16 protein-coding genes are annotated in these 22,416 nt (G+C 67.0%); 9 read left to right on the top strand and 7 right to left on the bottom strand.

Features of this window, described 5'->3' with window-relative positions; genetic code table 11:
• Nucleotides 1–50: 50 nt before the first annotated feature.
• The 4 genes from IHQ52_RS03680 to IHQ52_RS03665 all read right to left on the bottom strand — a co-directional run bounded on the left by IHQ52_RS03680 (nt 51) and on the right by IHQ52_RS03665 (nt 3,800).
• Nucleotides 51–515, bottom strand: coding sequence for a hypothetical protein (locus IHQ52_RS03680; RefSeq protein ID WP_024498961.1), 465 nt, complete (start codon nt 513–515; stop codon nt 51–53).
• Nucleotides 516–770: 255 nt separating this feature from the next.
• Entirely contained in the window at nt 771–2,087 is a 1,317-nt protein-coding gene (locus IHQ52_RS03675; RefSeq protein WP_096274879.1) for a sensor histidine kinase, read from the bottom strand.
• 10 nt (nt 2,088–2,097) lie between these two features.
• Complete coding sequence (locus IHQ52_RS03670) at nt 2,098–2,736, bottom strand: response regulator (RefSeq protein WP_096272711.1); 639 nt, start codon at nt 2,734–2,736, stop codon at nt 2,098–2,100.
• A 2-nt stretch (nt 2,737–2,738) separates the two neighbouring features.
• The gene (locus IHQ52_RS03665; protein ID WP_096274880.1) at nt 2,739–3,800 is read right to left on the bottom strand and encodes an alpha/beta hydrolase fold domain-containing protein; all 1,062 of its coding nucleotides are present in this window, start codon (nt 3,798–3,800) and stop codon (nt 2,739–2,741) included.
• Between the two features lie 559 nt (nt 3,801–4,359).
• Between IHQ52_RS03665 and gltB the strand changes: the two genes are divergently transcribed.
• From gltB to IHQ52_RS03650, 3 genes are all read left to right on the top strand, one after another.
• Complete coding sequence (gene gltB / locus IHQ52_RS03660) at nt 4,360–8,943, top strand: glutamate synthase large subunit (RefSeq protein WP_006438791.1); 4,584 nt, start codon at nt 4,360–4,362, stop codon at nt 8,941–8,943.
• Entirely contained in the window at nt 8,936–10,390 is a 1,455-nt protein-coding gene (locus IHQ52_RS03655) for a glutamate synthase subunit beta (RefSeq protein WP_006438790.1), read from the top strand. The genes gltB and IHQ52_RS03655 overlap by 8 nt, the downstream gene beginning before the upstream one ends.
• A 134-nt stretch (nt 10,391–10,524) precedes the next feature.
• Nucleotides 10,525–11,412 carry a cutinase family protein gene (locus IHQ52_RS03650; RefSeq protein WP_006438789.1) on the top strand — a complete coding sequence of 296 codons (888 nt, stop codon included), beginning with the start codon at nt 10,525–10,527 and terminating at the stop codon, nt 11,410–11,412.
• A gap of 2 nt (nt 11,413–11,414) precedes the next feature.
• Here IHQ52_RS03650 and IHQ52_RS03645 read toward each other — a convergent pair whose 3' ends face one another.
• The gene (locus IHQ52_RS03645; protein ID WP_006438788.1) at nt 11,415–11,750 is read right to left on the bottom strand and encodes a class I SAM-dependent methyltransferase; all 336 of its coding nucleotides are present in this window, start codon (nt 11,748–11,750) and stop codon (nt 11,415–11,417) included.
• A 41-nt stretch (nt 11,751–11,791) separates the two neighbouring features.
• Between IHQ52_RS03645 and IHQ52_RS03640 the strand changes: the two genes are divergently transcribed.
• Nucleotides 11,792–12,286, top strand: a complete 495-nt coding sequence (locus IHQ52_RS03640; protein ID WP_006438787.1) for a TetR/AcrR family transcriptional regulator — start codon at nt 11,792–11,794, stop codon at nt 12,284–12,286.
• A 493-nt stretch (nt 12,287–12,779) separates the two neighbouring features.
• On the opposite strand, the gene IHQ52_RS03635 is transcribed toward IHQ52_RS03640, so the two are convergent.
• Nucleotides 12,780–13,007, bottom strand: coding sequence for an RNA-binding S4 domain-containing protein (locus tag IHQ52_RS03635; RefSeq protein WP_006438786.1), 228 nt, complete (start codon nt 13,005–13,007; stop codon nt 12,780–12,782).
• Nucleotides 13,008–13,133: 126 nt separating this feature from the next.
• Here IHQ52_RS03635 and lysX point away from each other — a divergent pair, with 126 nt between their 5' ends.
• Together lysX and IHQ52_RS03625 are read left to right on the top strand one after the other, a co-directional pair.
• On the top strand, nt 13,134–16,568 hold the full coding sequence (gene lysX, locus IHQ52_RS03630) for a bifunctional lysylphosphatidylglycerol synthetase/lysine--tRNA ligase LysX (protein ID WP_238064114.1): 3,435 nt from the start codon (nt 13,134–13,136) through the stop codon (nt 16,566–16,568).
• 256 nt (nt 16,569–16,824) lie between these two features.
• Nucleotides 16,825–17,889 carry an IS110 family RNA-guided transposase gene (locus IHQ52_RS03625; protein WP_096272715.1) on the top strand — a complete coding sequence of 355 codons (1,065 nt, stop codon included), beginning with the start codon at nt 16,825–16,827 and terminating at the stop codon, nt 17,887–17,889.
• Between the two features lie 33 nt (nt 17,890–17,922).
• Here IHQ52_RS03625 and IHQ52_RS03620 read toward each other — a convergent pair whose 3' ends face one another.
• Nucleotides 17,923–18,942, bottom strand: coding sequence for an IS481 family transposase (locus IHQ52_RS03620; RefSeq protein WP_238063685.1), 1,020 nt, complete (start codon nt 18,940–18,942; stop codon nt 17,923–17,925).
• Nucleotides 18,943–19,321: 379 nt separating this feature from the next.
• Here IHQ52_RS03620 and IHQ52_RS03615 point away from each other — a divergent pair, with 379 nt between their 5' ends.
• From IHQ52_RS03615 to IHQ52_RS03605, 3 genes are read left to right on the top strand one after another with little or no spacing between them, the layout of a single operon-like run.
• Entirely contained in the window at nt 19,322–20,245 is a 924-nt protein-coding gene (locus IHQ52_RS03615) for an alpha/beta fold hydrolase (RefSeq protein WP_006437732.1), read from the top strand.
• A gap of 34 nt (nt 20,246–20,279) precedes the next feature.
• Nucleotides 20,280–20,768, top strand: a complete 489-nt coding sequence (rraA, locus tag IHQ52_RS03610; RefSeq protein WP_006437731.1) for a ribonuclease E activity regulator RraA — start codon at nt 20,280–20,282, stop codon at nt 20,766–20,768.
• A gap of 8 nt (nt 20,769–20,776) precedes the next feature.
• Nucleotides 20,777–22,387, top strand: a complete 1,611-nt coding sequence (locus IHQ52_RS03605; RefSeq protein WP_268896883.1) for a succinic semialdehyde dehydrogenase — start codon at nt 20,777–20,779, stop codon at nt 22,385–22,387.
• The last annotated feature ends 29 nt before the right edge of the window (nt 22,388–22,416 follow it).

The following is a 22,416-nucleotide window of genomic DNA, read 5'->3' as shown; positions in this document are numbered from 1 at the left end:
TCCGGTCGCGGGCTTGTGGTGCTTTCCAGTGATCAGCAGGCGTCCTCCACTCACCACTGGTCGAATCCGACATGAGCCTGTGGGAAGCCGGTGTCGATGTGGTTGTTCATCCAGTACTGCTGCGACTGGGGTCCCCAGATCCCGCTCATCCCGGTGTTCACGTTGAACTTGTGGTTGGTGAGCTGGTAGTTGGCGGTGGGACCGAAGAGTCCGATGCGGTACATGGCGTTGACGTCGAGATGGTTGTTGAAAGGTGCGACGGCCGTGATGGTTTCGCTGGCGCCGGGGTACAGGACCTGCTGCGGTGCGTTGACCCACTGACCGCCGTCGGCGTTGCTGCCGATCAGGTATTCGGGCTTGTTGGTGTGGTTGGTGATCGTCATCGCGACTGTCGGTTCGCCCGGGCGGGTGATCGGCATGGTGCCGGCATGGGCTGCTCCGGCGGCACCGAGTGCGATGCCGGTGGCTGCGGCGAGTCCGAGGGTTCCGGCTGCGATGCGGGACGCGATCTTCATGGGGTTCTCCGAGTCTCTGGTGAGGGCTTCTGGGTGGCTGTTCCGGGTTGCTCCGGTGACACCAATGACTTTCCTCGGAAAGGACCGCGCCGGGATTCCGTCGACCGGGTGATGGACCGGTGGATTCGCGCATCCACCGATTGGTGGACACCGGCCCGTCCGGGTAGCTGAACCGCCCCGGAAATCCGCCCTGCAGAAACTGACCGACGACGATATGTCGCCGCCGCCGCTGCACCGGGCGCATTTCCGGCGCACTTACAGGCGGTTTTCGGCTGGGCCACTGACGAGCCGGCGTGCAGGGACCTCGACGATGGCGGCGGTTCCGCCGCTCGGCCGCCTGGCCAGCGAGAACGTGCCGCCGGTGCCCTCGATCCGTACGCGTCGCGAGGCCAGGCCGATGTGGCCGGCAGCCTGGCGTCGCTGGATCAGCTCCTCGATCTCGACGTCATCGGGCAAGCCGACGCCGTCGTCGACCACCACCAGTCGCGCGACCCCGTGGTCGAATTCGGCGGTGATCTCCGCGGCGTCGGCCTCGGCGTGCTTGACGACGTTCGTCAGCAACTCCCGGGCTACGGCGAACAGCAGCGAGTCGGCGGATGTGCGCAATTCGGTCGGCCAGGCGGCGGTGTCGACGGAGATCGACGGAGCGCCGGCGCGACTGCCGTGGGACGCGGCGAGGTCGGTGAGGGCGACGGCGAGGCCCGCTTGTTCGAGGACTGCGGGGTGCAGTTCGCTCAGCGTCGACCGGAGCAGCCGGGCCGAGTCGCGCAGAGCCCCGTCGACCCGGTTCAAGATGACCGGATCGGCCGAACCACGAAGCGTCGCAAGCTCTTGCCGGGCGGCCAGCACGTACTGGAGGGCGCCGTCGTGCAGGTTGTCGGCGAGGTCGCGTCGTTCCCGCTCCTCGATCTCCATCGTGGCGTCGAGCAGCCGGGCCCGTTCGGCGGCAAGCGATCCGATCGTCGTCACCCGGGACCGTTGCAGCTGGGACAACAGGATCGCCCCGACTGCGAGTGCCGCCACGACGAGCACGCGCAACACGATGATCGACCACGGCTCGCCGTTCGCCTGCCGGGCGAGGATGTTGGCGACGGCGTAGACCACCACGGTCGCGACCACGACGATCGCGCACAGTCGCGGCTGCAGGGAGATGGCCGCGATCATCGGGACCAGGGCGAATCCGGCGAGCAGGGCGTCGGTGGTCCAACTGACCTCGTTCGACATCCCCGCGACGACGGCCAGGATCGTCAGGAGCAGCAGGTCGATCGGCAGTGCGAGCCACGAGTAGCGGACCACCCACGTGTCGTGGCGGCGCACCACGACCGCTCCGGCAACGCACCACGCCGCGTAGAGAGCGGCGGTGGCGACGCTGAACACGGCCGCATGGTCGGGCGGATCGAGACACACTGTCAGCAGCACGAAAAGCGCCAGGAACAGTCGCAGCAGCACCTGCACCCGGATACCGCGGATGGCGTGCTCGACGAGGATGCGATGGATCCGGGGCTCGTCGGCGAACTCGCCGAACCCGAGATAGACCGTCAGTCCGGCGATCTCGATGTCGGAGTTGCGCAGCACGCCGCGGCTACTCGAGAAGCCCACGACGCATCGCCTCGGCCACGGCGGCCGCGCGGTCGGAGACCCCGAGCTTCTCGTAGAGGCGCTGGGTGTGGGTCTTCACGGTCGCGGCACCGATGTACAGCTCCGCGGCGACCTGCGGAATCGATTGTCCCCGTGCGAATCCGGTGAGCACTTGGCGCTCGCGTTCGCTGAGGGCCGGGGTGCCGCGCTGGGTTTGGGCGCGGATCTCACCGACGAGGCCGGCGGCGAGCACCGGGGGCACCACCGTTTCTCCTCGGGCGACCCGCGTCACCGCACCCACGATCTCGTCGCGGTCGGCGTCCTTCGACAGGTATCCGGCGGCACCTTCCTGCAGTGCCCGGAACACGATGGGACCGTCGGTGACCGCCGACAGCAGGAGCACGCGCGTGGGCAACTGATCGCGGGTGACCGCGTGCGCCAGTTCGACACCCGTCATCCCGGGCATCTGATGGTCGACCACGGCGACGTCGGGGTTCGCGCGCCGGATGAGCTCGAGTCCGGCGACCCCGTCGGCTGCCTCGCCGACCACCCGCACCCGTCCGCTCTGCGTCAGACCCCGTGACACCCCGTCCCGGAAGAACGGGTGGTCGTCGACGACGACCGCGGTCACGAGGTCGTCCACACTCAGCTCGCCGGCTCGGTGCGCGTGGGTGCCGTCACGGTGATGAACCGCGCCGCGGTCTCCACGGCCTGTCGCGCCTCGGCGGACAGCCTCGGCATCAGCTGGAACACGTGTCCCTGATCCGGCCACGCCTGGATCACCGAAACGCCTCCGGCCCCGACGATCTCGTCGTGCGTGGCCCGGGCGTCGGCGCCCATGACCTCCAACGATCCGTACTGGATGAGGGTCTTCGGGAGGGTCATCTCCGGGGTGAGGCGGATGCGCATGCGCGGATGGTCGGGGTCAGCGGTCCGCGTGTAGAGACGAAGGATCTTGCGCGCGGTGACCGCATTGATGATCGGATCGTGGACGCCGCTGCGCTGATTGTCCACGGCCAGATCGAAAGTCGGGTCGTAGAGCGGAGAGAAGAGCACCATCGAACCCGGCTGCGGTGTACGGGTCGCGTGGTTGACGGCGAGGAGATCGAGGGCGAGGTGCCCGCCGGCCGAGTCGCCGGCCACCACGATGTCCTCGGCCCGGTAACCCTGCGTGAGCAGCCATCGGTATCCGCGGATGGCGTCGTTTCCCGCACACGGCCAGGGATGTTCGGGACCGAGCCGGTAGTCGAGGCTGAACGCCGAGAGTTCCGTCCGATTTCCCAGTCGCGCGACGAGACCGCGATGCGTGCGCGGGGAGCACACCACATATCCGCTGCCGTGCAGGTAGTAGATGATCCGGGTGCCGGGCCGGGGGGTCGCGGCTCGCCGGCCGGTCACCCATTCGCCGCGGATCTGGCCCCCGCGGAAGGTCTCCCTCACCAACTCGACCTGCGTGCCGGACGGCGGTGGACTGAGCCGTTCGATGGTGCGGTTCAGTCCCGGGCGGGTCCGCTGGATCATCTGCGCGGTCACCAGGGGATGGCTCCGGCCCGCGGCGAGCATCATCGGCCAGGTGACCCGCGCGAGGTAGGCGTTCACGGCGCGCGATCGGCGAGAACCGTGGGGGTCGACGCCGAGGCTTCCGAATGGTTTCTCGTCATCGGCGGGCGGCATGGGCGCCCCGCCCGAGGGTAAGGTGATGCTCATCACTCAGACGCTAGCCGCGCCTGGTGTCCGGTGTGCGACGAATATGCGGGTCGACACCTGACCGCGACCCCGCCGCGATCGAGTGGCCACCGCGATGGACCCGTCCCGTTACGAACAGAAGGCAGACAGCTCACGTCGGGCGGTCCGCACGGTGATGTCCGTACTCGCCCGATTTTCCTCTGACGTGCAGTATCGCGTCCATTGTGGTAGCCGGATTTCGATACTGGGCACCCCACATGGAAAAATGACCCACAATGCTCATACGGCAGCCCGCGGGCGCCCTCTGAAGTGCTGCGCGCAAAGCCGAGATGAGCATGGTGCTCGGGCCTCGACGATGCGGCCCGTGAGATTCCGTCAGCAACGGCGCTGACGGGGCCACCGCCTTGTGATTGTCGGCTCTGCCCCAGGTCAGCCCCTCGGGGGGAGGATGACGACGCTGTGGACATCGAGGTCCGCAAGGCGAACAGGCCGGCAACGGAGCCGGTTACACAGGCGGGGTGGCCCCCAGACATTGACCACTGTTAGTGCGTGCACTCTCCGCACGCAAAGTGAGGCGGATATGAAGCAGGCTCCGGGACCGGTGGGTCTCTACGACCCACGTAACGAGCACGACTCGTGCGGCGTGGCGTTCGTCGTGGACATGCACGGACGACGCAGTCGCAACATCGTCGACAAGGCGATCATGGCCCTGGTCAACCTCGAGCACCGCGGTGCCGCAGGTGCTGAACCGAACACGGGTGACGGTGCCGGGATCATGATCCAGGTTCCCGACCGCTTCCTGCGTGAGACGGTCGATTTCGAGCTCCCCGCCGAGGGCAGCTACGCGACCGGTATCGCGTTCCTCCCGCAGGGCTCCGAAGACGCTCGTCTCGCCTGCGAGGGCGTCGAGAAGGTCATCGAGTCCGAGGGTCTGACCCTGCTCGGCTGGCGCGAGGTGCCCACCAACGAGAACTCGCTCGGTGCGCTCGCCCGCGACGCGATGCCCACTTTCCGTCAGGTCTTCATCGGTGGCGCCGAAGGCATGGAACTCGAGCGCCGGGCGTACGTCGTGCGCAAACGCGTCCAGTACGAGCTGGGCAACAAGGGGGCGGGCGCCGACGGCCCCGGCCGCGAGACCGTGTACTTCCCGAGCCTGTCGGGACGCACCTTCGTCTACAAGGGCATGCTGACGACCCCCCAGCTGCGGGAGTTCTACGTCGACCTGCAGGACTCGCGTGTCGAGAGCTCGCTGGGCCTCGTCCACTCGCGCTTCTCCACCAACACCTTCCCGTCGTGGCCGCTCGCGCATCCGTTCCGCCGCGTCGCCCACAACGGTGAGATCAACACCGTCACCGGCAACGAGAACTGGATGCGTGCCCGCGAGGCGCTCATCGACACGGAGGCCTTCGGTGCCGACGCGGCGTCGAAGATCTTCCCGGTCTGCACCCCCGGTGCGTCGGACACCGCACGTTTCGACGAGGTGCTCGAACTGCTGCACCTCGGTGGCCGCAGCCTGCCGCACGCGGTCCTGATGATGATCCCGGAGGCCTGGGAGCGTCATGAGTCGATGAAGCCCGAGCACCGTGCGTTCTACCGCTATCACGCCACCATGATGGAACCCTGGGACGGCCCGGCGTCGGTGTGCTTCACCGACGGCACGGTCGTCGGAGCGGTCCTCGACCGAAACGGCCTGCGTCCCAGCCGCATCTGGGTCACCAAGGACGATCTCGTCGTGATGGCCTCCGAGGTCGGTGTCCTCGACATCGACCATGCCGACGTCGTGCAGAAGATGCGCCTGGAGCCCGGCCGGATGTTCCTCGTGGACACCGCCGCCGGCCGCATCGTCGACGACGAGGAGATCAAGGACGAGCTCGCCGCCGAGCACCCGTACCAGGAGTGGCTCGACGAGCATCTGGTCGACGTCAACGACGTGCGTGCGCTGCCGCACGAGCACATGGCCCACGACCGGGTCGCGTTGCGCCAGCAGGTCTTCGGTTACACCAGCGAGGAGCTCGACCTCCTCGTCGCGCCGATGGCCAGGACCGGCGCCGAGGCGCTCGGTTCGATGGGCACCGACACCCCGATCGCCGTGCTGTCGAAGCGTCCGCGCATGCTGTTCGACTACTTCCAGCAGCTCTTCGCGCAGGTCACCAACCCGCCGCTGGACGCCATTCGCGAAGAGGTGGTGACCGGCCTCGGCGACACGATCGGCTCCGAGGGCGATCTCCTGCATCCGGGTCCGAACAGCTGCCGCAAGATCGAGATCCCCGAACCGACCATCGACAACGACACGTTGGCGAAGCTGGTTCGGATCGAGGAGGACGGCCGCTACCCGGACCTGCGCAGCAAGCAGATCTACGGCCTGTACCCGGTTGCCGAGGGCGGCGCGGGCCTGCGCGCCGCACTGGACCGGATCCGCGCCGAGGTGAGCGCCGCGATCGACGACGGTGTGTCCATCGTGGTGCTCTCCGATCGTGAGTCGGACGAGACCAACGCACCGATCCCGTCGCTGCTGCTGACCGCGGCGGTGCACCATCACCTGGTCCGGGAGCGCAAGCGCACCCGGGTGGGCCTGGTGGTGGAGTCCGGCGACGCCCGCGAGGTCCACCACATCGCTGCGCTCGTCGGCTTCGGCGCCGGCGCGGTCAATCCGTACATGGCCTTCGAGTCGATCGAGGACATGGTCGAGCGCGGCGTGCTCGGCGACATCGACTTCGCCACCGCACGCAAGAACTACATCAAGGCCGCCAGCAAGGGTGTGCTCAAGGTGATGAGCAAGATGGGCATCTCGACCATCGCCTCGTACACCGGTGCGCAGCTCTTCCAGGTCATCGGCCTCTCCCAGGCGACCGTCGACGAGTTCTTCACCGGCCTGATCAGCCAGCTCGGCGGCATCGGTCTCGACGAGATCGCCGCCGACGTCGCCACCCGGCATGCACTGGCCTTCAGCGACCGGCCCTCGGAGCGCGCACACCGCGAGCTCGAGGTCGGCGGTGAATACCAGTGGCGCCGTGAGGGTGAGTACCACCTGTTCAACCCGGACACGGTGTTCAAGCTGCAGCACTCCACGCGCACCGGGCAGTACGGGGTGTTCAAGGAGTACACGAAGCTGGTCGACGACCAGTCGACCCGTCTCGGTACGCTGCGCGGCCTCTTCGACTTCAACTTCGGTGACCGCGACCCGATCCCGATCGAGAAGGTCGAGCCGGCCAGCGAGATCGTCAAGCGGTTCTCCACCGGCGCGATGAGCTTCGGTTCGATCTCGGCAGAGGCCCACGAGACGCTGGCCATCGCCATGAACCGTCTCGGTGGTCGCTCGAACTCCGGTGAGGGCGGCGAGGATCCGCGTCGTTTCCACCACGACGAGAACGGCGACTGGCGGCGCAGCGCGATCAAGCAGGTCGCGTCGGGACGTTTCGGTGTCACCTCGCACTACCTGTCGAACTGCACCGACATCCAGATCAAGATGGCGCAGGGTGCCAAGCCCGGTGAGGGCGGCCAGCTCCCGCCGCACAAGGTGTACCCGTGGGTCGCCGAGGTCCGCGGTTCGACGCCGGGCGTCGGCCTCATCTCGCCGCCGCCGCACCACGACATCTACTCGATCGAGGATCTCGCGCAGCTGATCCACGACCTGAAGAACGCGAACCCCAAGGCGCGCATCCACGTGAAGCTCGTCAGCGAGGTCGGCGTGGGCACCGTCGCCGCCGGTGTGTCGAAGGCACACGCGGACGTCGTGCTCATCTCGGGTCACGACGGTGGTACCGGTGCGTCGCCGCTGACGTCGCTCAAGCACGCCGGCGCGCCGTGGGAGATCGGTCTGGCCGAGACCCAGCAGACGCTGCTGCTCAACGGTCTTCGCGATCGCATCGTGGTCCAGGTCGACGGTCAGATGAAGACCGGCCGCGACGTCGTGATCGCCGCACTGCTCGGTGGTGAGGAGTTCGGTTTCGCGACCGCGCCGCTCGTCGTCTCGGGCTGCGTCATGATGCGCGTCTGCCACCTCGACACCTGCCCGGTGGGCATCGCCACCCAGAACCCGCTTCTGCGTGAGCGTTTCGCCGGCAAGCCGGAGTTCGTCGAGAACTTCTTCCTGTTCATCGCCGAAGAGGTCCGGGAACTGCTGGCACGCCTCGGTTTCCGTACGCTCCAGGAGGCCGTGGGTCACGTCGAGGCGCTCGACACCACCAAGGCGCTGGCGCACTGGAAGTCGGAGAAGGCGGGCAAGCTCGACCTGTCGTCGATCCTGACCATGCCGGAATCGCCGTTCATGAACCAGGACCTGTACTGCTCGGGCGTGCAGGACCATGCGCTCGAGAAGGCGCTCGACCAGCAGCTCATCGCGCAGAGCCGCGAGGCGATCGACCACGGCACCCGGGTGTCGTTCACGTCGAAGATCACCAACGTGAACCGCACCGTCGGCACCATGCTGGGCCACGAGGTCACCAAGACCTATGGTGCACAGGGTCTGCCGGACGGCACGATCATCGTCGACTTCACCGGTTCGGCCGGCAACAGCTTCGGCGCCTTCGTGCCCAAGGGCATCACGCTGCGGCTCGAAGGCGACGCCAACGACTTCGTGGGCAAGGGTCTCTCGGGCGGCCGCCTGGTGGTCCGTCCGGCGCGCAACGCCCCGGCCGACTTCGTCGCCGAGCACAACATCATCGCCGGCAACGTGATCGGTTTCGGTGCCACCGCGGGCAAGATCTTCCTGCGCGGCATCGTCGGTGAGCGCTTCTGCGTTCGTAACTCCGGTGCGACGGCCGTCGTCGAGGGTGTGGGTGACCACGGTTGTGAGTACATGACCGGTGGACGCGTGATCATTCTCGGCGAGACCGGCCGCAACTTCGCGGCGGGAATGTCGGGTGGTATCGCCTACGTCTACGACCCGGACGCCGAGCTGGCCGACAACCTCAACACCGAGCTCGTCGACATCGAGCCGCTCGCCGACGAGGACATCGAGTTCCTCGCCGGCATCATCGACGAGCACCGTGCCGAGACCGAATCCCCGGTCGCCGCAAAGCTGCTCGCCGATTGGGACACTGCCCAGACCAAGTTCGCCAAGGTCATGCCGCGGGACTACAAGCGCGTGCTGCTGGCCATCTCCGACGCGGAGAAGACCGGGCGAGACGTGAACGAAGCGATCATGGAGGCCGCACGTGGCTGACCCCAGAGGATTCCTCAAGCACCCCGAGCGGGAGCTGCCCGACCGTCGTCCGGTCGAACTGCGGCTGCTCGACTGGAACGAGGTCTACACCGACTTCGACAAGGGGCACCTGAAGACTCAGGCCAGCCGCTGCATGGACTGCGGCATCCCGTTCTGCCACAACGGTTGTCCGCTCGGGAACCTGATTCCCGAGTGGAATGACCTGGTCTACAAGGACCGGTGGCGTGACGGTATCGAGCGTCTGCACGCGACCAACAACTTCCCGGAGTTCACCGGTCGCCTGTGCCCGGCCCCCTGCGAGGCGTCGTGCGTGCTCGGCATCAACCAGCCGCCGGTGACCATCAAGCAGGTCGAGGTCGAGCTCATCGACAACGCCTTCGACAACGGCTGGGTCACCCCGGTCCTGCCGACGAAGAAGACCGGCAAGTCGGTAGCCGTCGTCGGTTCGGGTCCCGCCGGACTTGCCGCCGCACAACAGCTCACGCGTGCCGGGCACGACGTGACACTCTTCGAGCGGGCCGACCGCATCGGTGGTCTGCTGCGCTACGGCATCCCCGAGTTCAAGATGGAGAAGCGTCACATCGACCGCCGCCTGGCGCAGATGGAGGCCGAGGGCACCGTCTTCCGTACCGGCGTCAACGTGGGTGTCGACATCACCGTCGAGCAGCTGCGTGCCGACTTCGACGCGGTCATCCTCGCCAACGGTTCGACCATCGGTCGCGACCTGCCGATCCCGGGCCGCGAGCTCGACGGCATCCACCAGGCGATGGAGTTCCTGCCGCAGGCCAATCGGGTTCAGCTCGGCGACACCGTCGAGGGGCAGATCACCGCAAAGGGCAAGAAGGTCATCATCATCGGCGGTGGCGACACCGGCGCCGACTGCCTGGGGACCTCGTTGCGGCAGGGCGCCGAGATCGTCCACCAGTTCGAGATCATGCCGAAGCCGCCGATCGAGCGTGCCGAGTCGACCCCGTGGCCGACCTACCCGCTGATGTACCGCGTGTCGTCGGCCCACGAAGAGGGCGGCGAGCGCGTCTTCTCGGTCAACACCGAGGAGTTCATCGGGGAGAACGGCAAGGTCACCGGCCTCCGGGCCCACGAGGTGGTCATGCGTGACGGTCGCTTCGAGAAGGTCGAGGGCTCGGATTTCGAACTCGAGGCCGATCTGGTCCTGCTGGCGATGGGCTTCGTCGGCCCCGAGCGTGAGGATCTCCTCGACAAGATGGGCGTCGAGTACGACCCTCGCGGCAACGTCAAGCGCGACAGCAAGTTCGCCGCGGTCGGCCGGCCCGGCGTGTTCGTCGCCGGTGACGCCGGTCGTGGTCAGTCGCTGATCGTGTGGGCGATCGCCGAGGGCCGTTCGGCCGCCGCGGCCGCCGACGAGTACCTCACCGGTGCCTCCGATCTGCCGGCCCCGATCGTGCCGACCCAGGTCGCCCAGCGCTGACCCGTCGCCACCAGAACCGAGGACTCCCGCCCGCCGCACAAGGTTGGGCGGGAGTCCTTTTCACTCTGCTACACATCCCGGTGGCACCGCCATACACTCGGCTCATCGCGATCCATCTACCGAAGGGACAGCCCATGCGTCGAATCCTCGCCATCATGTGCACTCTGCTGTGTGCGGTCTTGGGAGGGTTCGGGCTGACGGCACCGCGCGCGGACGCGGCGCCCGCCGACTGCCCGAAGATCTATGTCCTCGCCGTTCCGGGTACCTGGGCCAACGGGGTCAGCCCGGGGGTCCTGAACGCCGTCACGTCCGGGCTGGGTCCGGAGACCAAGGTTCAGTACGTCGGCTACGACGCGACCGCGTTCCCGTGGGAGAAGGCGGTTTACGGGAAGTCGAAGGCGCAGGCCGTCGCCAACACCCGGGGCCTGGCACTGCAGATGCTGCAGCATTGCCCGGGAACCCGGATCGCGCTCGTCGGTTACAGCCAGGGCGCCGACGCGGCCGGCGACCTCGCGTCGGAGATCGGCACCGGGCGTGCGGCGATCCGCCCCCGTCAGGTTGCCGGCGTCGTGCTGATCTCCGATCCCCGACGGTCGCGCAAGGACAACCTCGTCGGTCCGGCCCTGCGCGGCGAGGGCAGCGGCGGTCCCCGCCTCGACGGCATGGGGTGGGTGCTGCCCCGGGCTTTCACTCTCTGCGAGCCGTCGGACATGTACTGCAACGTGCCGCGAGACTTCTACATCACCCGCATCGCCGGCTACCTGGCCGAAACCAGCGATCCGACGCCGAGCCAGATCCTCCAGTACCAGGCCGAGGCTGCCGTGATCGTCCGTGAGCTGCTCACGCTCGGCGGACCCGGAGCCATCGTCGAGGAGCTCGGCAACAAGCGTGCCCGCGAGCAGATCACCTCGTTCAACCGGTTCCTGAAGTCCGGCTCACACGGCACCTACGGCGATTTCCAGGTGAATCCCGGTGTCAGCGCCGTCACCTGGGCCAATCGATTCCTCGCCGGCCTCGCCTGAGGTCATCCGGCGCGATCGGGCTTTCGGCCGATGAGGGCTCCGGTCGATGACCTGATGGTGTGGAACTCGACCGACGTGAATCCCTGGCTGGTCAGGTCCGGGATGTAGCGCCGGACATCGAGGGCGTCGACCGGATCGGTGTGGCCGGCGACCTGGTCGGCGGTGCGCCGGGCAGCCGACCGCGACATCGCCCGGATCAGGATCGGCAGGATCGGGCCGCTCGGGTGCGCGTCGGCGAGTAGCACTGTGCCACCCGGCCGAAGTACCCGGAACATGCCGGACAACGCGGCGTCGCGGTCGGCCTGCGGGATGTGGTGCATCACGAAGGTAGAGGTCACGACGTCGACGGACGAACCTGCACCGAGCGCTCATCGAGCTGATGGTCGAGCGGGACTACGACCGGATCAGTGTGCGCGACATCCTCGATCGGGCCGACACCGGACGCTCGGCCTTCTACGCGCACTTCCGCGACAAGGATGACCTGCTCCTGGCGAGCAGCGTCGAGTACCTTCGGGACGTCCTCGCGGTTCCGTTGCCCCCGGACCCGGCGGCGCCTCCGGACAGTGAACGTCTGGCGCCGGTTCCTCGACTACTCGTACTCGCGCAGCAGTACCCCGAGGTCTATCGAGTCCTCGTCGGCCGTTCGACGGGCGGGACAGTGCTGCGGTCCATGCGGGATGTCGTCGAACGACTGCTCACCGAGCAGATGGCCGGACGACTCGAGGTCGCCGAACAGGATTTCGCCGCGACCATCGCGTTCCTGTCCTGGGGTGTCGTCGGGATGCAGGCGGCCATCGCCGATTCCGGCGGCGCCTTGACGGCCCGGCGTGCCTACGACATCGTCGCCGGGTTGCTGTCGCCCGCCGAGCCGTAGAACGAATTTTGGTCCGAGTGGATGGCATACGCCGCAGCATTCGCTGCGTAGCATTGGTGCTGGTAGATGCCGCGTCGCTACCCGGAACGTAACGCCCCGCGTGTCATGATCGATTTAGTCGACATGTACGGCAGTCACGAATCCGGGACACCGGAGACGTGGACTCTCACATGTCGACGGGGCTCGGGGTGAGTGGTGCAAACCACGAAAAACCTTGGCGACAACGATGAGTACTGTCGCTACAGTAGGTCAAAGTCAGAGTCCGTTGTAACGAATGTGAATGCACCAGGAAGTGATTGGTCATGAAGTTGACTGACACATTTCACCCACCCCGCCGGGGTTCATTGCTGAATTCGCTCACCGGGGGGCGACTCGGCGGACGTCGTGTCAACTCATCGACGTTTCCCGCGGAGGCAGAACGTCTCATCACGCCGGCCGAGCTCCGGCGCCTCGGCGTAGGTTCCTGATCCCCGCGGTGACCAGACCGCAGTGATCACTCGTCCCGGGCCACCCGGGCGCCCATCCCGCCGATCTCGATCACATCGCCGATGGCCAGTTGCCGTCCGCGTCGGGTCTCGACCTCGCCGTTGACGGTCACCAGGCCGTCGGCGATGACCTCTTTGGCCTCGGCGCCGGATTCGATGAGGTTGGCCAGTTTCAGGAACTGGCCGAGTCGGATTGAGTCGTCCCGGATCGTCACGTCGTACACGGTCCCGATCATGCCCCGTGTCCGCACACCCGGCCACACCGGCACGGCCACGCAGATATGTGCCGGGTTGTGTGCCGCCGCTTGATCGAATCAGCGTGGAGTGCAGAGCGCACCCGCGCATACGACTACCGTCGACGCATGGCCACCGACACCCCCCTTGCGCCGGTCGACCCGTCCAGCCCCGACGAACATCCCGAGGCGCCCCGGCGGACCCCCACCGCGGCGGACCGACGTTCCCTCGTCCTCCTCGACAAGATCAGGCGCCCTACCGGATTCGGCCGCAATGCGCCGCACATCGCGGGCACCGTCGTGGGTGTCCTGGCGACGATCGCGTTGCTGTCCAGCCTGTTGCCGGCTTTCCGGCATCTGATCCACGACCCCCGGCGCTACGTCGACGACTACATCATCACGCTGCCCGACACGAGCTTCGCGTGGGCGTTCGTCCTCGCCCTCATCGCGGTCGCCCTGTCGGCGCGCAAGCGGATCGCCTGGTGGATCAGCGTGATCTACCTCGTACTCTTCATGGTCGGCAACGTGCTGTACCTGATCCCGTCACTCGAGGACGACCTCGATGTGACGGCCTGGGACCAGACCAACATCTACATCGGACTGGTCATCGACCTCGCCGCGCTGGTCTTCCTCGTGGCCACGTATCGGCAGTTCCACACGCGGGTTCGTCGCGGTGCGATCCCCGCGGCGATCGCCACGCTCGTCGTCGGTCTCGGCATCGCCACCCTGCTCGGCTGGGCGCTGGTCTGGGCCTTCCCCCACACGCTGACCAGGGCGGATCGACTGCCGTACGCGTTCAACCGCGTGGTCGCCTTCGGTGCGATCGATCAGGAGGCCTCGTTCGACGGTCGCCACACGCATGTCTTCGTCAACGGTCTGCTGGGCCTGTTCGGTGCCCTGGCGTTGATCGCCGCGGCGGTCGTGCTGTTCCGGTCGCAGCGACTGCGTTGGTTGATCACCGCGGAGGACGAGGCACTCATCCGGGCACTCATCACCCGGTTCAACGACGACGATTCGCTGGCGTACTTCTCGACGCGCCGGGACAAGGCCGTGGTGTTCTCACCCGACGGTCGGGCGGCCATCACGTACCGCGTGGAGGTCGGCGTCGGACTCGCCGGCGGTGACCCGATCGGCGACCCGGAATCGTGGCCCGACGCCATCGCCGAATTCCTCACGCTCTGTGAGAAGTACGGTTGGCATCCGGCGTCCATCGGGTCGAGTCCACGCGGCGCCGCGGCCTTCGACGCGGCCGGTTTCATCTCGCTGAACATCGGCGACGAGGCGATCCTGCACACGCGGGAGTTCAGCCTCAGCGGACCGGCGATGAAAGCCGTGCGCCAGGCCGTGACCCGCACCAGGCGTGCAGGTGTGACGGTGCGCATTCGCCGCCACGGCGAGATCTCGACAAGCTCGATCGGCGGAAGGCCGTCCGAGATGGAAAAGGTCGTCGCCCGTGCCGACGACTGGCGCGACACCGACGAGGAACGCGGTTTCGCGATGGCGTTGTCGCGCATCGGCGATCGCGCCGACGACAACTGCCTGCTGGTCGAGGCCGTCGTCGACGAGGGCACCGCCGACGAGAAGGTCGTCGGCATGCTCTCGTTCGTCCCGTGGGGACGCCGAGGTGCGTCGCTCGACCTGATGCGGCGGGACCGGCAGGGTCCCAACGGCGTCGTGGAGACGATGGTCGCCGAGTTATGCCGCAACTCCGAGCAATTGGGCATCACCGAGGTCTCGCTCAACTTCGCGGCCTTCCGCGCGTTCTTCGAGCAGGGACCGCAAATCGGCGCCGGGCCCGTCATGCGTGCGGGCTACTCGGTGCTGATGTTCGGTTCCCGGTTCTTCCAGATGGAGTCGCTGTACAAGTCGAACGCCAAGTACCTGCCGGACTGGCAGTCGCGGTACCTGTGCTTCGAGGACAATCGCATCCTGCCGCGTGTCGGTCTCGCCGCCATCGTCACCGAAGGGTTCATCACCCTCCCGAAGTTCGGTCGGGCCAGGCACTACACCGAAGGCCAGCCGTCGATCCCTGCCGGTGTCGACGCACCTGCGTTGATCGCCGAGCTGGAAGCCGAGGCAGCCACCCCCGAGGGTGCGGTCGTGCACCGTCCCGAACAGGTCCGGGTGCGCCTGGAGAAGATGGACCGGCTCGTCGAAAGCGGATTCGATCCGTATCCGCCGGCCGACCAGCCCACCCACACCATCGCGCAGGCGCGGACCGAACCCGAGGGCAGCGTCGTGACCATTGCCGGCCGCGTCACGCGCCTGCGGGACTTCGGCAAGGTCGTCTTCGCCGACATGCACGACTGGTCGGGGGAGGTGCAGATCCTCGTCGAGGAGTCCCGCGTCATCCCGGGCACACCCGATTTCGGGACCGACGTCGATCTCGGCGACCTGATCCAAGCCCGCGGGGTTGTCGGCACCAGTCGTTCCGGTGAACTGTCGATCCTCATCGACGCCTGGCGGATCAACGGCAAGTGCCTGCGACCTCTGCCGGACAAGTGGGCGGGACTGACCGATCCCGAGGCGCGGGTGCGTCAGCGCTACGTCGACCTCGCGATCAACGAGGAGAGCCGGAAGAACCTCGCGATCCGCAGCCTGGTGGTGAAGTCGATGCGCGACTTCCTCGCCGCGCGCGGCTTCCTGGAGGTCGAGACGCCGATGCTGCAGCAGATCCACGGCGGCGCCAACGCGACCCCGTTCCAGACGCACATCAATGCCTACAACCTCGACCTCTATCTGCGGATCGCGCCGGAGCTCTACCTGAAGCGTCTGTGCGTCGGCGGAGTGGAGAAGGTGTTCGAGATCGGCCGCAACTTCCGCAACGAGGGCGTCGACTTCAGTCACAATCCGGAGTTCACGAGCCTGGAAGCCTATGAGGCGCACAGCGATTACCTGAAGATGTTGGACCTGACCCGCGAGATGATCCAGAATGCGGCCACCGCGGCCTACGGTGAACCGGTCATCATCCGCACCGACGCCGACGGAAACGAAGTCCGCGTGGACATCTCGGGGGAGTGGCCGGTCAAGACCGTCCACGAGGTGGTGTCCGAGGGTGCGGGAGAAGAGATCACGCCGGAGACCCCGGTCGAGACGTTGCGGGCCGTGTGCGACCGCCTCGACATCAACTACCGCCCGGATTGGGATGCCGGCCAGATCGTCCTCGAGCTCTACGAGCATCTCGGCGAGGACCGCACGACCTTCCCGACCTTCTACACCGACTTCCCGACGTCGACCTCGCCGCTGACCCGCGCGCACCGCAGCAAGCCGGGCGTCGCCGAACGCTGGGACCTGGTGGCGTGGGGTGTGGAGCTCGGCACCGCGTACACCGAACTGACCGATCCGGTGGAGCAGCGCAGGCGTCTCACCGAGCAGTCGATCCTGGCGGCGGACGGCGACCCGGAGGCGATGGAACTCGACGAGGACTTCCTGCAGGCGCTCGAGTACGCGATGCCGCCGACGGGCGGGCTCGGGGTGGGCGTCGACCGTGTGGTCATGCTCATCACCGGCCAGTCGATCCGCGAATCGCTCGCCTTCCCGCTCGCCAAACCGCAGGACGCCTGAACCGCGGCTTCTGCTGGTTTCAGTGTCAGGGTTGTCTAGCCACTTCGGTGGTGGTTGGGTTCTGACCACCAGGTATCTGGCTCTTCTGCTGGTTACCGCCCTGGCTGTATCGGGCTGGTGTTGGCTCATTGTGCCGATTCCTGGTGTGTCAGGACCGGCCGGCGTGACTTGATAGGAGCGTGGCATCGCCCCCGACTGAGATGTGTCCGCCGACCGGCCCGACTGTCGCCACTCCACTGACAGGAAGGCATCTCCCATGATCGTCATCGGTGCCGATGTGCACAAGCGCACGCACACATTCGTCGCGGTCGACGCTGTCGGCAAGCAGCTCGGGTCCACCGTGGTGCCCGCCACCACCATCGGCCACCGCAAAGCCATGCAATGGGCTCACACACGCTTTGGCACCACGGTGTTGTGGGCCATCGAGGACTGCCGCAACATGTCCGCTTGGCTGGAACGCGACCTGCTGGGCGCGGCTCAGAAAGTGGTGCGGGTAGCGCCGCGCCTGATGGCCGAACACCGCCGTACCGGACGTGAACGCGGTAAGTCTGACCCGATCGACGCGCTGGCCGTGGCTCGGGCCGCAGCACGTGAACCCGACCTCCCGGTGGCCTCTCACGACGCGTTGTCCTACGACGTCAAAGCTCTCGTCGATTACCGCGATTCCCTTGTGCGCGAACGAACGTCGAAGATCAACCGGGTGTTGTGGCGGGTGCATCAGCTCGACCCCGAGCACCACATCGCAAAGGGTGGGTTGACGATGAAGAAGCATCAGGAAGCGTTGCAAGTCTGGTTAAAGACCCAAGGCACCAGCGTCGATGCCCGCCTGGCCGGCAAGGAAATCACCGCCATCTACGAGCTGACCGTGGAGATCGCGGAGGTCGCAAAGGAGATCACCACCCTGGTCTCGGCCGCGGTGCCCACCCTGCTGGCGATGCCCGGCTGTGGCGTCCTCAGCGCCGCCAAACTCCTCGGCGAATCCGCCGACATCACCCGCTTCCCCGGGGAGGCCCAGTTCGCCCGCCACGCGGGAATCGCCCCAGTGCCGGTGTGGTCGGCCAACCCCGGACGCCATCGCCTCACCCGGTCGGGCAACCGTCAAATCAACGCCGCGATCCACCGCATCGCGCTGACCCAGGCACGCATGCCCGACACCCTCGGCTACGCCTACTACGAGAAAAAGCAGGCCGACGGCAAGAGCCCTCGCGAGGCAATGCGCTGCCTCAAACGCCGACTCGCCCGCGTCGTCTACAACAACCTCACCACCGACCACCACGCCCGCACCCACGAAGCCGAAAACCCAACACCCGCCGCCGCTTGACATAGGAGCTATGAGCCGGTAGCGAGCGGAGGGCTAGCTGTACTGACCCGCCAGGTTGGGTACGCGGTCGGCGGGTGAGTCGCCTCTGAGTGCGGTGTGGCTGCGTTCGTGATTGTAGATGCGCAGGAACTCGTCGAAGGCGGCCACGCGTTCGGTCTCGCTGTTGTAGGGGCGGGCGTAGGCCCATTCCTCTTGCAGTGTGCGGTTGAATCGTTCCACCTTGCCGTTGGTTTGCGGCCGGTACGGTCGTGTCCATTTGTGTTTGATCCCGTTGTCGGCCAATCGTTTCCGGAACATTCTGGACCGGTAACAGGACCCGTTGTCGGTCATCACCCGTGTGGTCGTGACGCCGATCGAGGCAAAGTGGGCCAAGGCCCGGGTCATGAACGCGGTCGCGGTTTCCTTCTTCTCATCAGCGAGGATCTCCGAATAGGCGTATCGGGAGTGATCATCGACGGCGTGGTGCAGGTAGGCGTATCCCAGGTTGGGGCGGCCATGCACGGTGCGGGGCCGGGACGGATCGCGATGGGCACTGGAATTGCGGCCGCCTCGGGCGCGGCCGTGCACGCGGTGCCCACCACCGTCGGGGATCCTGCCCAGCTTCTTGATGTCGACGTGGATCAAGTCCCCGGCAGCTTCGCGTTCATACCGGCGAACCTCACGTCGTCGTGCACGCACCGGTGCTCCGGTGGCCGGGTCGGTCCACGACAACCGCACACACTGGTACCGGGTGAGGATGCGGTGGACTGTGGACACGTTCAACCCCAGGTGGAACCCGATCCGAGCTGGTCCCCAACGGCGCGACACGCGTAACCCCACCACCCGGCGTTCCCGGCGACGGGTGGTGCGATGCGGGCATGAGCGGGGCCGGCTTGAGCGGTCAACCATCCCTGCGGGCCCGTGGTCGCGGTAGCGGTCGGCCCACCGTTTGGCCGTGGTCACCGAGACATTGAAACGGTCCGCGGCACGCCGCAGCGGCCACCCATCCTCGACAACACACCGAGCCAGACGCAGCCGGCCAGTCGGGGACAACGGTGAATTACGGTGAGACATGAAGACCTCCGGGTTGAGGAGCGGTTCTTAGACAGCTCCACACCTCACTCGGAGGTCTTCCCTATGTCACGCCGACTCGCCGAACCCCGTACCTAACGTCCCGGGTCAGTACAGCTAGCAACCGCGTTGTTGCTGGTTGAGCCGGTAGCGAGCGTAGCGAGCCACCGTGTCGAAACCTGCCTCTGCTGGGTGTGCGGGGTTTCGACGCGACGCCTCGCTTCGCTCGGTGTCGGCTCAACCGGCGGGGAGGGGGCTCGGTGGGTTTCGACGCGACGCCTCGCGTTGCTCGGTGTCGGCTCAACCGGCGTGGGCTGCTGCTGGTTGAGCCGGTAGCGAGCGGAGCGAGCCACCGCGTCGAAACCTCGGGCACACTGGTCAGGTGCACGAGACGACGCCGGACCCCGGCGATGACACAGCTCCGGGGGAGTACGTCACCGTCGGCGGGCACCGCCTGCATGTGCTCGACGAGGGATCGGGACCTCCGTTGCTGTTGATGGCGGCGTTGGGCAGCAACTGGTTCGACCTCGACCCGCTCGTCGCCCGCCTGACGCCGTCGTGGCGGGTGATCCGGTACGACCGGCCGGGCTACGGGTTGTCGAGTCCGGTCGACCGTCGGCACCATCCGACGCTTCTCGGCGAGATCGAGCGGATGGTCGCGGTACTCGATGCCCGTGGGATCGACGAACCCGTTGTCGTGGTGGGCCATTCACTCGCGTCGCTGTACGTGGAGGCGTTCGCCCGGCAGCACCCCGGCCGCACCGCGGCCGTGGTGGTGCTCGACGGCTCGTATGTGCTCTTCCCCTGGCGCTTGGTCCCGTTGTCCTTCCGGGTCGGCAACGCGCACCGGGCGGTCGGAGTGGCGCGGGCGGTGACCAGCCGCGTCGGCATCCGACGATGGCCGAGCCTGCAGGTGTGGAAGCGGGTCGTGCCGGCACCTCCGGAGGGGCTCGGTGAACAGCAACGGAGATGGAGCAAGCGGGTCTTCGGGCAACCGCCGTTCCTGCTCGCGATGCTCGTCGAGAACGCGGCCTTCGGCGCGATGAACAGGACCCTGCGGGGTCTACGCCGCAGCAATCCGATGCCGGACGTACCGGTCGAGGTGGTGGTGGCGTCGTCGACGATCCCCGGATGGCGGCTCTTCTGGGAATGGAAGCAACGGCGCTACGCGGACACTCTTTCGGCAGACGAGATCGTCGTGCTGCCCGGCGCGAAGCACTTCCTGGTCTCCGAACGCCCGGACGACGTCGCGGAGATCATCGACGGTCTGGGTGGAGGGGTTCGAACCGAACCTACCCTCGAGTAACCAGCTACTTGCGGTAACACCTAAACTGGTCGGCATGAGCGAGCTGACCTTCACCCCGACGGCCGATCTCGTGGACGAGATCGGGGCCGATGTCCGTAGTTGCGACACCCAGTTCACGCAGTACGGCGGCAACCGCGAATTCGTCGGACGCGTCACCACGGTTAAGTGTTTCCAGGACAACGCCCTGCTCAAATCCATCCTGAGCGAGTCCAACCCGGGCGGCGTGCTCGTGATCGACGGTGATGCGTCGGTGCACACCGCGCTGGTCGGTGACATCATCGCCGAGCTCGGCCGTTCCAACGGCTGGGTGGGCATCATCGCCAACGGCGCCATCCGCGACGCCAAGACCATCGGCGGGATGGCGATCGGCGTCAAGGCGCTGGGCACCAACCCGCGCAAGTCCACGAAGACCGGCGCCGGCGAGCGGGACGTTCCGCTGACCATCGGCGGCGAGACCTTCAACCCGGGCGACATCGTCTACTCCGACGACGACGGCATCGTGCTGGTCGCCCCCGACAGCTGATCGTCCGGATCTCGACCGAACACCCACCAACCGCCCAGAGCCAGCACTTCACCGAGGAGCCCGACATGCCGAAGCCCACCGCCGATTATTTCGCCCGTCTCGGTGCTCTCGTCGCGATCGACGACGCCGCGAGCCGTCCCACCCGGCCGGTGCTGGAGGCGTTCAGCGGCACCGAGATGGCCACCATCCCGGTCGCGACGGCCGAGGATCTCGAGACCGCGGTCGACCGTGCCCGGCAGGCCCAGCAGGGATGGGCCGCCCGGACCCCGGCCGAGCGTGCCCAGGTCATCGACAAGTTCTCCGCTCTGGTCTATCGCAACGCCGAGGCGCTGATGGACATCGCGCAGGCCGAGACCGGCAAAGCCCGGATCTACGCGCAGGAAGAAGTGCTCGACGTCGCGATCACCGCGCGTCACTACGCGACCAACGGCCCGAAGCTGCTCGCCGATCGCAAGGTCAAGGGCATGCTGCCCGGCGCCACCAGTGTCCGGGTGCGTCATCTGCCCAAGGGGGTCATCGGCGTCATCAGTCCGTGGAACTACCCGCTGACGCTGGCCGTGTCCGATGCGGTCGCGGCCCTCGTCGCCGGCAACGGTGTGGTCATCAAGCCCGACAGCCAGACGCCCTACTGTGCTCTCGCGCTCGCGGAGTTGCTGTACCAGGCGGGTCTTCCGCGTGAGCTGTACGCCGTGGTGCCGGGACCCGGCGGCGTCGTCGGGCAGGCGATCATGGCCTCGACCGACTACGTGATGTTCACCGGCTCGTCGGCGACCGGGGCAACCCTCGCCGAACAGGCAGGCCGGCGACTCATCGGGTTCTCCGCCGAGCTGGGCGGCAAGAACCCCATGGTCGTCACCGCGAACGCCGACATCGCGAACGCCGTGCAGGGAGCTGCACGCGCGGCGTTCTCCAACTCCGGCCAGCTGTGCATCTCCATCGAGCGGATCTACGTCGACAAGCAGATCGCGGACGAGTTCGCTGAGCGGTTCGCCGCATTTGTCTCGATGATGAAGCTCTCGGGCACTTACGATTTCACCGCCGACATGGGCTCGCTCGCATCGGCGGCGCAGATCGACACCGCCGAGGCACACGTGCAGGACGCAGTCGCCAAGGGTGCGAAGGTCCTCGCCGGCGGCAAGCGCCGCCCCGACCTCGGCCCGTTCTTCTTCGAGCCGACGGTGCTCACCGACGTCACCGACGACATGGTCTGCTACGGCAACGAGACCTTCGGGCCGGTCGTCTCGATCTATCCGGTCGACTCGACGGATGAGGCCGTCAAGCTCGCCAACGACACCGAATACGGGCTCAACGCAAGCGTTTTCGCGGGCAGCAGCGCCGAGGCGCAGGCCGTCGCCGAACGACTGCGGGCCGGCACCGTCAACATCAACGAGGGCTACGCCGCCGCCTGGGCGTCGACCGCCGCACCGATGGGTGGCATGGGCATCTCCGGTGTGGGCCGACGCCACGGCGAAGAGGGTCTGCTCAAGTACACGGAGGCGCAGACGATCGCCGAGCAGCGGTTCATCGGCATCGACCGCGCCCCGTTGGTGCCCAAGAACATCTACCGGGCGATCACGCCGACGGCGGTCCGCGCGCTGAAGTACCTACCCGGCCGCTAGATCTCGATCTCGCCGTTTCGCCACGACCC

The sequence above is a fragment of the Gordonia amicalis genome (assembly GCF_022059885.1).
GTDB lineage: Bacteria > Actinomycetota > Actinomycetes > Mycobacteriales > Mycobacteriaceae > Gordonia > Gordonia amicalis.
Note: the sequence above shows the minus strand (reverse complement) of the source record. Positions and strands in the feature narration are given on the sequence as shown.